Annotated in this window: 12 protein-coding genes and 1 pseudogene; 7 read left to right on the forward strand and 6 right to left on the reverse strand. The window is 70.1% G+C overall.

Annotated features, from left to right (window positions below):
- Positions 1-72 precede the first annotated feature (72 nt).
- Positions 73-1,611 (reverse strand): glycosyltransferase family 39 protein, encoded by a 1,539-nt coding sequence (locus CW359_RS08745; RefSeq protein ID WP_105969198.1) that lies wholly within the window; start codon positions 1,609-1,611, stop codon positions 73-75.
- A gap of 128 nt (positions 1,612-1,739) precedes the next feature.
- On the opposite strand from CW359_RS08745, the gene CW359_RS08750 reads away from it, so the two are divergent.
- Both CW359_RS08750 and CW359_RS08755 read left to right on the forward strand, forming a co-directional pair.
- Positions 1,740-2,420 (forward strand): response regulator transcription factor, encoded by a 681-nt coding sequence (locus tag CW359_RS08750; protein WP_105969199.1) that lies wholly within the window; start codon positions 1,740-1,742, stop codon positions 2,418-2,420.
- The gene (locus CW359_RS08755) at positions 2,407-3,882 is read left to right on the forward strand and encodes a sensor histidine kinase (RefSeq protein ID WP_105969200.1); all 1,476 of its coding nucleotides are present in this window, start codon (positions 2,407-2,409) and stop codon (positions 3,880-3,882) included. Before CW359_RS08750 ends, CW359_RS08755 begins: the two co-directional genes overlap by 14 nt.
- A gap of 100 nt (positions 3,883-3,982) precedes the next feature.
- On the opposite strand, the gene CW359_RS08760 is transcribed toward CW359_RS08755, so the two are convergent.
- Complete coding sequence (locus CW359_RS08760; RefSeq protein WP_105969201.1) at positions 3,983-4,969, reverse strand: aldo/keto reductase family protein; 987 nt, start codon at positions 4,967-4,969, stop codon at positions 3,983-3,985.
- A gap of 56 nt (positions 4,970-5,025) precedes the next feature.
- On the opposite strand from CW359_RS08760, the gene CW359_RS08765 reads away from it, so the two are divergent.
- From CW359_RS08765 to CW359_RS08780, 4 genes are all read left to right on the forward strand, one after another.
- Positions 5,026-5,475, forward strand: coding sequence for a hypothetical protein (locus CW359_RS08765; protein WP_232838303.1), 450 nt, complete (start codon positions 5,026-5,028; stop codon positions 5,473-5,475).
- A 5-nt stretch (positions 5,476-5,480) separates the two neighbouring features.
- On the forward strand, positions 5,481-6,440 hold the full coding sequence (locus CW359_RS08770; protein ID WP_105969275.1) for a DUF1152 domain-containing protein: 960 nt from the start codon (positions 5,481-5,483) through the stop codon (positions 6,438-6,440).
- 172 nt (positions 6,441-6,612) lie between these two features.
- Positions 6,613-7,239, forward strand: coding sequence for a class I SAM-dependent methyltransferase (locus tag CW359_RS08775; protein ID WP_105969202.1), 627 nt, complete (start codon positions 6,613-6,615; stop codon positions 7,237-7,239).
- Positions 7,240-7,355: 116 nt separating this feature from the next.
- Positions 7,356-8,132 (forward strand): DUF5995 family protein, encoded by a 777-nt coding sequence (locus tag CW359_RS08780; RefSeq protein WP_105969203.1) that lies wholly within the window; start codon positions 7,356-7,358, stop codon positions 8,130-8,132.
- A gap of 67 nt (positions 8,133-8,199) precedes the next feature.
- On the opposite strand, the gene CW359_RS08785 is transcribed toward CW359_RS08780, so the two are convergent.
- From CW359_RS08785 to CW359_RS46355, 3 genes and pseudogenes are all read right to left on the reverse strand, one after another.
- Complete coding sequence (locus CW359_RS08785; RefSeq protein WP_105969204.1) at positions 8,200-8,676, reverse strand: macro domain-containing protein; 477 nt, start codon at positions 8,674-8,676, stop codon at positions 8,200-8,202.
- Positions 8,677-8,827: 151 nt separating this feature from the next.
- A complete protein-coding gene (locus CW359_RS46350; RefSeq protein WP_269805584.1) occupies positions 8,828-9,256 on the reverse strand; it encodes an RICIN domain-containing protein in 429 nt (142 codons plus the stop codon).
- Positions 9,248-10,594: pseudogene (locus CW359_RS46355) on the reverse strand (jacalin-like lectin); the annotation flags it as partial. The pseudogene CW359_RS46355 and the gene CW359_RS46350, both read right to left, overlap by 9 nt.
- 365 nt (positions 10,595-10,959) lie before the next feature.
- On the opposite strand from CW359_RS46355, the gene CW359_RS08795 reads away from it, so the two are divergent.
- Positions 10,960-11,481: a GbsR/MarR family transcriptional regulator gene (locus CW359_RS08795; protein ID WP_198655136.1), complete on the forward strand. Its 522-nt coding sequence runs from the start codon at positions 10,960-10,962 to the stop codon at positions 11,479-11,481.
- A gap of 62 nt (positions 11,482-11,543) precedes the next feature.
- On the opposite strand, the gene CW359_RS08800 is transcribed toward CW359_RS08795, so the two are convergent.
- A complete protein-coding gene (locus CW359_RS08800; protein WP_232838304.1) occupies positions 11,544-12,395 on the reverse strand; it encodes an SCO6745 family protein in 852 nt (283 codons plus the stop codon).
- Positions 12,396-12,456 lie beyond the last annotated feature (61 nt).

Below are 12,456 nucleotides of genomic sequence, written 5' to 3' on the forward strand. Positions count from 1 at the left end.
CCGTACTGGCCGGCGCCGGGCTGCTGCTCGTCGTGACGCTGCCGAGACCGCGCCGACGCCCGCTCTACGACTTCACCTCGTCGCCCCGCCGCCCGCTTCCGGGCCGTCGGCCCCAGGCCCGGCCTTCGGGGACGGGGCGTGAGATCGGGCGTAGACGGTGATGCGCGCCCCGTGGACACGGGTGGTTCGGTACTCGCGGAAGTGGCGCCGCAGGGTGCTTGTCTTCGCTTCCTCCTGCGGATTGGTGAGCGCGTGCGCCCCCGCCGCGCGGACGGCGACTATGCGGTCGAATTCGAGCATGCGGGCCGCGATGTCCGGGGCGGGAAGCTCGACACCCGCGAGGGTGTTCGACGAAACCGGATCCTGTGCCAGCGCGAGATCGACGAGCGAACGGGTGTCCTCGGGGTCGGCCCCGGTCAGGAGCCGGTGCTGGCCGGAGAGATAGAGCAGCCCGTCGCCGGGACGGCCCTGCTCGCGAACGGCGGCGCCGATGGCGGTGGCGTCGTTGCTCCGGCTCTGAGGCGTCCGCAGGGCGAGGCTCGGAGGGACGAGCGAGGTCAGTGCGGTCAGTACGGCGACCACCGCGATCCACGCGTAGCGGGGAGAGCGCCGCAGCCGGTGGAAGTAGTCCAGCCAGGCGCCCAGCAGCAGGGCGACTCCGATACTGCTGTAGAGCACGTACCGGTCGACGAAGACCGGCTTGGCCAGTGAGGCGATCAGGAGCAGAAGGCCCGGAAGAACGACGATCGGTACCGCCAGCGCGGAGAGCCGCACCGGCCCTCCGGCCCCCAGGGGTGCCAGGGCGCAGGCCAGGCCCACGGCCACCATGGCCAGGAATCCGGGAAGCCGTACCGGCCCGTCGATCCAGTACAGCTGCCCCGACTGCCCCGCACTGCCGATCGCCAGCGGCAACAGCCCGGCCACCACGCCCGCGACAGCCGCACTCCAGGCTCTCAACACGGGTCGCGGCACACGGGAGACGATCAGAGTGACGCCGTGTGCGACCAGGGCGAGGACCGCGAACTCGTGGAGGAGGCAAGCCAGCAGCATGGTCGTGCCGTAGAGCGCCCACCGCCATCGGGTGCGATGCGCGACCCCGGCCACGAGCGCGTAGGTGGCCCAGGTGACCAGGGCACAGACCATGGCGTACGAGCGGCCCTCCTGCGCGTACTTCTGTACGTGGGGGAGGAGTGCGAACACCAGCCCGGCCAGCAGTCCGGCACGGGGTCCCGCCAGCCGCAGCCCCAGCAGCGCGACTCCGCTCGCCGCCACGGACATCGCCAGCACGGACGGCAGCCGCAACGTCAGCAGCCCTCGTCCGAAGATGTCGAAGACCTCGTGCATCACGGCGTAGTGGAGGGCGTGGACCAGATCGACCTGCTGGACGGTGAGCCATATCTGCGAGAGATCGCGGTGCGCGAGCTGATAGGTGACGGACTCGTCGCCCCACATGGTGTTCTGCCTGCGGATGCCCCAGAGTCCCAGAACGAGGGTCAGTACGAAGGGTGCGATGACGACGACGTACTTGGCCGGGCCCGGTGAGTGTCGGCGGGCGGGTACGGGCGGTGAGACCGTCCTGGCCACGGCGGGGCCACGTTCGGCAACGGACATCGGTGACAGGGCCTTTCAGCGGCGGCGGGGAAACTCCGCCAGCGTGCCCGGGCCTCGTTGACCGGATGCTGATCCAACCTGACCGACCGATCAGGAAGGCGGGCCCGCGCTGTGCGAGGCTGCACCGCATGCGCATCCTGGTGGTCGAAGACGAGGTGGACCTTGCCCACACCCTGCACACCGGTCTCACCGCCGAGGGCTACAGCGTCGACCTCGCCCATGACGGCCGGCAGGGACTGTGGATGGCCCGGACCGGTGAATACGCCCTGGTCGTACTGGACTTGATGCTGCCCGGACTCAACGGCTACAAGGTCTGCGCCCAACTGCGCCGGGAGGGCAACGCGACCCCCATCCTGGTGCTCACCGCCAAGGACGGCGACTGGGACCAGGCGGAGGCACTGGACACGGGTGCCGACGACTACCTGGCCAAACCCTTCTCCTACCTCGTGCTCGTCGCCCGCCTGCGGGCCCTGACCAGACGAGCCGCGACGGTCGTCCCGCCCGTCCTCGCCGTGGGCGACCTTTCGTTGGACGTGGCCGGCCGGGTCTGCCGCAGGGCCGGCGCCCGGGTGGAACTCACCCCGAGGGAGTTCGCCGTACTGGAGCTGCTGGCCCGCCGGGCGGGCCAGGCGGTCTCGAAGTCGGATCTGCTCTACCACGCGTGGCCGGACGAGGCCGAGGACCCCAATCTGGTGGAGGCGCGGGTCAGCGCACTGCGCAAGAAGGTGGACTCCGCGTTCGGCCGACGGTCCCTGCAGACCGTACGGGGCAGCGGCTACCGGCTGGTGGACGACCGTGAACGCGACTGAGCCGCGCCTGCGTTGGTGGCCGCGTTCGGTACGGGCGCGCGCGGCCCTGGCCGCCGCCTCGGCCGCCGCCGTCATCCTGGCCGGCATCGGCTGGTGGATACACCACGACGTCTACCGCGAGGGCACGCGGATCGCCGAGAAACAAGCCGAGACGCAACTCCTGTCTCTCGCCGATCAGCTGAAGGAGGGCGTGGTCCCCGTGCGCCGAAGCGCGGTGCCGTACGAGGTGGTCGCGACCGGCCGACGTACCGCCGTCGCCTACGGCGGTGGTATGGAGGACTTCGCTCCCGGCACCCGCCATGTGCTGCCCGCCCCACCGGAGACTGCGCGGTCCGGGGGCTGGACCATCCGGCCCCTGCGCATACCGGAGCGTCGAGCCGACAGCCCCGGGGACAGATTCGACATGGCCGGCCGGACCTACACCGTCATGTCCATGGACATCGGCGCCGACGAACTGAGCGGCGACGAGGCCGCCGCCCTGGGCGTCGCCGCCGACGCCGAGCTGCGGGTCTACGTGGTGGTGCTCCCGCACACCGCCGAGGCGATCACCAAGGCCACCGGCCGCCTGCTCCTGCCCGCCGGGCTCGTCAGCCTCGTACTGATCGCCGCCGTCGCCTACTTCGCCGTCCGCATCGCGCTGCGGCCGGTCGAAGCCATCCGCGTCCTCACCGCCTCGGTCACCCCGAGCGACCCGCGCGAACGTGTCACCGTCCCCGCCACGGGACACGAGATCGCCGCCCTGGCCACCACCATCAACACCACCCTCCAACGCCTCGACAACGCCGCCGCCCAGCAACGCCGCTTCGTCGCGGACGCCGCCCACGAACTACGCAGCCCCCTCACCACACTGCTGGCCAGCCTGGAGGTCGCGCTCGCCTACCCGGAACGCACCGACTGGCCCGCCGCGGCCACCACCGCCGCACGCCAGACCCGCCGCCTCCAGGCCCTCGCGGAAGACCTGCTGCTCCTCGCCCGCCTGGACACCCGTACCCCCACCACCGACCCGGACACCGTCGACCTGACCGCCCTCGTTGCCCGGCTGACCGAGCAATACCCCCTCGCCGAACGGCCGTTGACCCTCACCTGCGACAGCACCGCCTCCGCACACGCCCACGGGAACCCCGGCGAATACGAACGCCTGCTGCGCAACCTCATCGACAACGCCGCCCGGCACGCCGCACACCGCATCCAGATCACGATCCGCAACCAGGACGACTGGGTCGACCTCACGGTCCACGACGACGGACCTGGCGTACCCACCGAGGACGCCGAGCGTATCTTCGAGCGCTTCGTCCGGCTCGACGACGCCCGCTCCCGCGACCACGGCGGCACCGGCCTGGGCCTCGCCATCGCCCGAGACCTGGCCCACCGCCACCGAGGCACCCTCACGCTCGCCCCGCGGACCCTCGGCGCGTGCTTCCGGCTGCGCCTTCCCCGGGCCCCCACCCCGGCCGAGAACTGAGGCGCTTCACCCCGCCACCGGGGCGGGCGAGGCAACACGAAGGGGCTGCCCCGACCGGGGCAGCCCCTTCGCACGCGGAGCGAGTGGCGTGTGGTGTGCGTCAGTCGCGGTCCGCGCCGGAGGTGCCGCGTTCCGCGACCGGGGCGAGGAGCGTCTCGATGGCCTGCATGAGGTCGGCGTCGAGCTTGACCCCGGCGGCCTTGGCGTTCTCGGTGACCTGCTCGGGGCGGGAGGCGCCGATGATGGCGGCGGAGACGTTGGAGTTCTGCAGGACCCAGGCCACGGCCAGTTGGGCGAGGGACAGCCCGGCCTGCTCGGCGAGCGGCCTGAGCTGCTGGACCCGCTCCAGGACGTCGTCCCGCAGGAACCGGCCGATGAAGTCCGCGCCGCCCTTGTCGTCGGTGGCGCGACTCCCGGCCGGCAGCGGGGCGCCCGGCGCGTACTTGCCGGTCAGGACACCCTGGGCGATGGGCGACCAGACGATCTGCCCGAGCCCGAGTTCCTCGCAGGTCGGCACGACCCCGCCCTCGATCACCCGCCACAGCATCGAGTACTGCGGCTGGCTGGACACCAGCGGGATACGCAACTCCCGGGCGAGCGCATGGGCCTGACGGATCTGACCGGCGGTCCACTCGGAGACACCGATGTAGTGGGCCTTGCCGGAACGGACCACGTCGGCGAACGCCTCCATGGTCTCCTCCAGCGGCACCGTGGGGTCGTAGCGGTGCGCCTGGTACAGGTCGACGTACTCGGTCTGCAGCCTGCGCAGCGAGTTGTCGATCGACTCCATGATGTGCTTGCGGCCCAGGCCCTTGTCGTTGGGTCCGGGGCCCGTCGGGAAGAAGACCTTGGTGAAGACCTCCAGCCCCTCCCGCCGCTCGCCCTTCAGAGCCCGGCCGAGAACGGATTCAGCCCGGGTCTGCGCGTAGACGTCGGCGGTGTCGAAGGTGGTGATCCCCACGTCGAGGGCGGTTCGTACGCAGGCGAGCGCCGCGTCCTCCTCGACCTGGGAGCCGTGGGTGAGCCAGTTGCCGTACGCGATCTCACTGATCGTCAGACCGCTGCGGCCGAGCTTGCGGAATTCCATGGGGCGACTTTACTCAGGGCCCGTCAGCGGTCTCACAGCGATCGCCTCCGGACGGAGTGATCAACCGCATCGTGCTCAACCAGGCGACGCCCTACGCGCTGCCGCCCGAATGGTTCGACGGCGCGGTGCTGTTCTGCGAGGAGGCGGGAGGCATGGGGGCGTACGTGTGGAGCTATCTGCAGGTACTGCGGCAGGCAGGCATCCTCGATCGGATCTCCGGCATGGTCGTGGGCATCCCGGACGGGATCGAGGGGATCGACGGACCCGACTCGCCCGACGCGTCCCCGACCCTGCGCGAGATCGTCCTCGACGTCCTCAGCGACCGTGACATCCCGGTCCTCGGCAACGTCGAGTTCGGACACGCAGGCCCGAACCTGCCGATGCCGGTCGGTATCCGCGTCGCCCTCGACGCGCAACAGCGATTCTTGGCACTGCTCGAACCGGCGGTACGCCCGCTCACGGCGTCGGCGTGGGCGCCGGGCGGCTGTGCGGAGCGGGGACAATGATCGGTATGACGTCTCTCCACTCCAACCCACTGTTCTCTCGGCTTGCCGACGCCGAACGGATTCTCGTCGCGGGCGCGGGCGGCGGATTCGACGTCTACTCCGGCCTGCCGTTGGCTCTTGCCCTCGTGCACCAGGGCAAGCAGGTGCAGCTTGCGAACCTCTCCTTCAGCGCACTCGAAGGTCTTCCGATCGATGACTGGGTCGCCCCCGACCTGGCCGCGATCACTCCCGACTCCGCTCTGCACCAGAGCTATTTCCCCGAGCGGACCCTCGCCCAGTGGCTGCGCGAACACGGCTACCCGTGCACCGTGTACGCCTTCCCCCAGACCGGGGTGCGCCCGCTGCGAGCCGCCTACCAGGCACTGGTCGAGCGGCACTCCGTCGACGCCGTGGTGCTGGTCGACGGCGGTACGGACATCCTGATGCGCGGTGACGAAGCCGGACTCGGCACTCCGGAGGAGGACCTGGCCAGTGTGGCGGCGCTGGCCGCGCTGGACGACATACCGACCCGCCTCGTCGTCTCCGTCGGCTTCGGCGTGGACGCGTACCACGGGGTGAACCATGTGCAGGTACTGGAGAACATCGCCGCGCTGGAACGGGACGGCGCGTACCTCGGTGCGTTCTCGATACCGCGTGCCACCCGCGAGGGCGCTCTCTACCTCGACGCGGTGACGCACGCTCAGCGGCACACCCCGGAGCACCCCAGCATCGTGAACGGCTCCATCGCGGCGGCCGTGCGCGGCTCGTTCGGCGACGTCCGCTTCACCGACCGCACCCGGGGCAGCGAACTGTTCGTGAACCCGCTGATGTCCCTGTACTTCGCCTTCGACCTCCCGGGCCTGGCCGCCCGCTGCCTCTACCTGGACCGGATCGAGGACACCCACCTGATGCGCCAGGTCCATTCGCGGATCGCCGAGTTCCGCGACTCCATAGTCACCCGCCCACCCCGCGGCTTCCCGCACTGATGACCAGAACGACTCCAGAGCGGCTCCAGAGTGACTGCCGACGGGCCGCTGTTCGAGATCCCTGCCCTGTGTACCTTCATGGCAGGCACGGGGTCCGCACCGACGACCTCCGACCTGCGACGGCACTGTCCTCGCCCGCACCGGGCGAGACTGATCGGAAGGCACGCTGAACATGACCGGGCAACGCGACCGTTGGGCGGAACTGACCGGCGGACAGGCCGGAGAGGAGTACGCGAAGCGCTTCGCGCGGCTCGCCGAGTCGGGGCACGACATCCACGGCGAGGCCACGTTCTGCGCCGCGCTGCTGCAGCCCGCCGCCCGGATCCTCGACGCGGGCTGCGGCACCGGCCGGATCGCGATCCGGCTCGCGGAGTTGGGCCACCGTTGCACGGGCGTGGACATGGACCCCTCGATGCTCGCCGTTGCCCGCCGCGACGCCCCCGCACAGGAGTGGCTCCTCGGTGACCTGGCCCGCCTGGACACACTCGGCCTGAACCCGGGCTTCGACCTGGCGCTCGCCGCCGGAAACGTCATCCCGCTGCTCGCCCCCGGCACCGAACAAGCCGTCGTCCGGCAACTGGCCAACGCCCTGCGCCCCGGCGGCCTGCTGGTCACCGGCATGGGCTTGGACGCGGCACACCTGCCGCTGCCGGAACCGACCGTGACCCTCACGGACTTCGACCACTGGTGCACGGAGGCCGGACTGACCCTCCGACAGCGCTACGCCACCTGGAGCGGCGACCCCTACCACCAAGACGGCGGCTATGCCGTGAGCGTGCACTCCCTTCCCACCACATGAGTCCCGGTGACCCTTCGGTCACCGCCCCGCATCAAGAGAGCGTCAACTCCCCCTCCAGCCAAGGTATTTGCCCTACAGTCCTGGGACGAGGGAGCCGCGAGCGGGGGAGCCGGACCATGGTGACGGTGGCGGAGAACATCGACGATGTCATCGACGGCCTTGCCGGGATCGTGCGTGAGGCCGTCCGTACCGGAGACCGGATCGGATACTTCGCCGCGCTGTACCGGCAGGTGACCGTCGAGGTCCGAAAGGCCATCCAGGAGGGGCAGTTCGACGACGGCCCCCGTATGGACCGCTTCGACACGCACTTCGGCAACCGCTACTTCGAGGCGTACGACGCCTGGCGTCGCGACCGAAGCGGGCCGCGCTGTTGGCGCGAGACGTTCGGGCTGCTGGACGACTCCGACACCGTCATCGTCCAGCACCTGCTGCTCGGCGTGAACGCGCACATCAACCTCGACCTGGCCGTCGCCGCCGCCCGGACCGCCCCGGGCGCGGACATCCAGGGGCTGCGGCGGGACTTCCTGCTGATCAACGACATCCTCGGGCGGGTCGTGCTGGCCGTACAGGACTCGGTCGACGCCCTGTCGCCCCTGCTGTCGCTGCTGGACAAGGTCGGCGGCCGGACCGACGAGCAGATCCTCGACTTCAGCGTCCGACAGTCCCGAGAGGAGGCCTGGTACAACGCCGTCCTGCTCGCCGGCCAGAGCGAACGGGAGCGCGCGGTCACTATCGAACGCCTCGACGTCCGGGCCGCCGTACTCGCCCGACTGATCGCACGTCCGGCTGGTATCGTCCGGCCGGCCCTGGAACTGATCCGGCGGACCGAGAGCGGTGACGTGCCGGTCGTCATCACCCATCTGGACACGGCGATGAAACGCTCCTCCGACTGAACGTTCCTCCGACTGAACGCTACTCCGGCTGAACGTTCCTCTGGCTTATGGCCAGGGAGCGGCGGTCTCAGGCGTAGTCGTAGACGGTGGCGGCGACGTCGCGCTCACCCAGCGTCCTGCCGATGATCGGCTCGATACGCTCCCACTTGCCGCCCGCGAGGCCGCAGCCGATGCGGGGCATGTGAACGGAGGCGTTGTGGGCGAGGGCGTGCTCGGCGACCGCCTCCAGGCAGCGCTCGACGGCGTCGTACCGGATGGGCGGGCCGCCGCTGCCCACCTTCATCCCGCGCTGCCCGACCATGTTCGCGACCCAGATGTCGGATCGGACCTGGACCAACTGCACTGCTCCGAGGGCGAAGTCGTTGCCCGCGCGCTCGCGGTGCCAGCGGCGGTACTCACGCTCCGGCTCGGGCCAGTGACGTGAGATCGCCAGGACGAATCCCTTGCCCCATCCGCCGAGGTCGTTGCATATATGGGCGATGATCTTCGGGCCCTTGGCCTGGGGATTGGTCGCGTCGCCCGCGACGATCTTCAGTGGTTTCACCGGGCGATGGTCGCCCGGTCCATGACCGAGGTCAATGCATTTCCCCCGTGCCGCTCCCGTGCCGCTCCCGTCGCGCACCGCACAGCGGGCTGCCGACCAGCGGATCGCCTCCACTGGTCGGCTCGATCGGTCGAGCGGCCGGTCGGTCGCTCTACGGCTGTGCCTGCCACTGCTGGCAGTAGTTGTTCAGCCACGACCACAGGCGTACGTCGGTGCCGTCGGCGCTCCCGCAGTCCGCCACGTCGGCGACCTTGCCGCTGTTGGGGTTCGTCAGGCGCTGCCATCCGCTGTCGGTGTCGGTGAGAGTCCAGCGCTGGCAGGCGTTGTCCCACCAGGTCCACTGCTGGATGTTGGTCCCGTCGGCGGTGCCGCAGTCATTGACGTCGAGCACCTTGTCGCTGACCGTGCTGACGATCCGGCTGGTGCCGTCGCCCAGCGGTTCGATGCGCCAGCGCTGGTTGGCGCCGCCGGTGCAGGTCCACAGCTGGACGTTCGCCCCGTCGGCGGTCGACCAGCCGTTCACGTCGAGGCACTTGCCGGTCGCCCGGTTGACCAGCGTGAAGTCGTTCGGCGTGTAGATGAAGCCGACCTTGTCGACCTCGTCGCCGGTGCGCCCGTGGAACCCGGCGATCTGCCACCCCGAGGGCGCGGTGCGCATGACGCAGTCCGACGTGGTGGTGCCGCCGGCCAGCGTACGGCCCAGGCTGGTGGTGAACTTGGCGTAGAAGATCCGCGTGTGGTCGTTGTACTTGGCCTGGCACAGGTACGCGCTGGTCACGTACTCGGTGCTGCCGAGGCTCAGGGACGAGGCCGTACCGCCGGTCCCGCCGTGGGTGAGTGTCGTCCCGTTGCTCAAGGTCAACCCGACCTGGTCGACCCGGGAACCGGCGCGCAGGGAGATCGCGGTGGCCTGGGCGCCCCACGGCACGCCGGTGACGTCGGTGAAGTAGTCGCCGTGCGGTCCGCCGAACTGGTCGCTGAACTGGTAGGCGGGGTTCGTCTTCCAGCTGAAGGACGCGGTGATCGGGTCGTGGTCGGAGAGCATGAGCCCGGTGCCGGACTCCAGGAACTTGGCGTGCTCGTTGTTGTAGCTCGTCGAGTCCAGGGTGACGAACCTGCTGCCCCGGTACAGGATCTTGTCGACGACCTCGCAGGTGTTGGGCACGGTGGCGCCGGTCTGGTCGCAGACGAGCGCGTCGCTGCCCTTGGTCGGGGCCACGCCGCCGCGGATGTTCTTCACCCAGGCGTCGGTGAGACCGTTGCTCGCGTTGAACTCGGCGATGGTGTCGCCGGAGCGGGTGTAACGGGTGTTGGTGTCGCCCATCACCACCACGGCGTTGCCCGCCGAGTGGGACTGGATGAACTCGGTCAGCTGGTTGAGGTTGTCCGCGCGGGAGGCCAGATCGCCGTCGCTGGTACCGGCGTTGGTGTGCAGGTTGTAGAAGTCGACGTACACGCCCTCGGCGAGGCGCTCACGCATGAAGGTGAAGCCCTTGGGGGTGAGGCAGTCACCGGAGTCCCACTGGCAGGAGTCCCAGCGGACCCGTTCGAAGTCGTCCTCGTCGTAGGAGATCTTCGAGAGGGTGTTGAGCCCGCTGCCGATACCGGCGCCGCCACTGGTGGGCGTGCGGTAGGCGTGGTTCGTATCGCCCGCGTACAGATAGGCGTGGTAGTTGAAGTCCTCCTGCACCTGCACGATGTCGTACGGCGCGATCCGCTGGCCGATCGCCGTTGTGGAGGTCTCGCGGTCGGTCGACGCGCTGGAGAGGATCTCCGGCAGCCCGGCGACGTTGTAGGACAGCACGTTGAACGTCCCGGACTCCGCTGCGACGGCGGGCGGCGCCGTCGCGATGGTCGCGCCGGCCAGACCGGTGAGGACGAGGGCTCCTGTGGCCAGACAGGAGAGAAGTCTTCGCATCGGTGTCTCCTCGGTGATGCGTTACGGACACCGGGCAGCTGCGTGTCCGGCGCATGCCAAAACGGGCGTTTGGGGCATGCGTCGGCAACGGCCTGGTGCCGCAGGGGAATTGGGGAACGCGGGGGTTCGCCTGTGCTGTGGGGGAGTGCAGGCGCGGTGCGACTGTACTCGCCGGTAGAGGCTGATGTAAGCGCTTGTGAAGGTCCTCTTCGGACTCACAGGAACGCGGGGATTCCGGCGGGATCACGTACGGAACCAGCGGAGCCGCCGACGCGGCACGCCGCCACCCCGGCGTCCCGTCGTTTGCCCCGCCGTGGCTGGTTCTCTAGGCTCCTCCGAAGATCGCGTACAGGGGAGGCCGAGCAGTGGAACCGCAGGGCGGCGGGCCCGAGGGCGAGAAGGACGAGGGTGACGAGGGGGCGTTCCCCGACTGGTTCGTGGAGAGCTTCGCCGACTACTGGCAGAGCATGGGCTCCTCACGCATCGAGGGCCGTATCGCCGCCCACCTGATGGTCAGCGACGCCACCGAGGGCGTGTCGGCGGAGGAACTGGCCGAGGCGGCCGGTGCCAGCCGCGGCTCGGTGTCCACGTACACCCGCAGTCTCGTCGCGCGGGGCTTCGTACGCCTGGTGCGGCGTCCGGACGACCGGGCCCACTACTACGTCATGGACGAGGACGTCTGGGTCGGTTTCCTGGACAAGGAGCAGGCCTACCTGCGCAGCCAGAGCGCGCTCGCCGCCAGGGCGCTGGCCCGGACCACGCCCGGCGGCCCCGCCCACGAACGCATCCGCAACATGCGGGACTACCTGAGCTGGCTGCTGGAGGTGCAGCAACTGCCCGCCGCGTGGCGGAGGTTCAAGGCGGAGCGGGACTCATCGGAGGGCTAGAGCGGAGCGAGCCCCTGTTGCCTGAGCGGGCGCTGAGCCGCCGGGGCATCCGGTGCCGAGTGTCACTGCGAGCCCGTCGCCGCCAGGGTCGCGGTGATGGGTTCGAGTTCGGTGATCAGTTCGTCGAGTTCGGCGGGGGACAGGGCGTCGTAGGGCGGGGTGGCGAGTTCGTCGGTGAGGGTTTCGACGCGTTGCTTGGTCGCGCGGCCGGCGTCGGTGAAGTGGCCGTCGGTGTCGACGAGTCCGCGTTCGCGCAGGCCGTCCATGACCGTGGCCAGGCGCTCCTTCGGCAGGTGGTGGATGCGTCCGAACGACTCCGCGGGGTGGATGCCCTGTTCCAGAGCGGAGAGCACGTGGGCCTCCGTGCCGCCGATGCGCGCGCCGACGAGCGCGGCGATGTGTCCGTCGCCCCGGTGCTCACGCAGCATGGTCGCGGAATGCCACAGCCGGGCGACGGGGTCGCCGGGTGCGTCGAGGGTGCGCATGCCGGCGTACATCACCCGGCCTTCGGTGGGGGCGCTCGTCGCGGCCTTGGTGGTCAGGTCCGCGGCGCGCACCAGGCCCGGGGAGTCGGCCAGCTCGTCGCCGAGGATGCGCCGTAGGGAGGCCGCGCTGCCCCGCTCCCGCGCGGCGACGGAGGCCTCGGGCGGGATCGTCTCCCAGGCGCCGGGGATGTGCCGTGCGGCTTCCCCGTCGGCGAAGTTGTAGAAGGCCGCGTGCACGACCCCGGCCGGCACCCGTCCCAGCGGTGCCGCGCGGCTGGCGAAGTAGCCGTCCCAGTAGGTGCGGTGGCCGAGTGCGGCCAGTTCCTCGTTGCACTCGTCGGCGAGGAAGGTGACCAGGCAGATCGGCTCCAGGAGCTGGAACATGCGACGGGCGATGTGGGTCGTCGGGTGCGGGCGCGTCTTGTCCATCGGGCTCTCCCTCTGTCGGGTGTGCCGTCTTGGACCGTCCGGCGCACCGGAACTCATCGGT

This window comes from Streptomyces geranii (assembly GCF_002954775.1).
Classification (GTDB): Bacteria; Actinomycetota; Actinomycetes; order Streptomycetales; family Streptomycetaceae; genus Streptomyces; species Streptomyces geranii.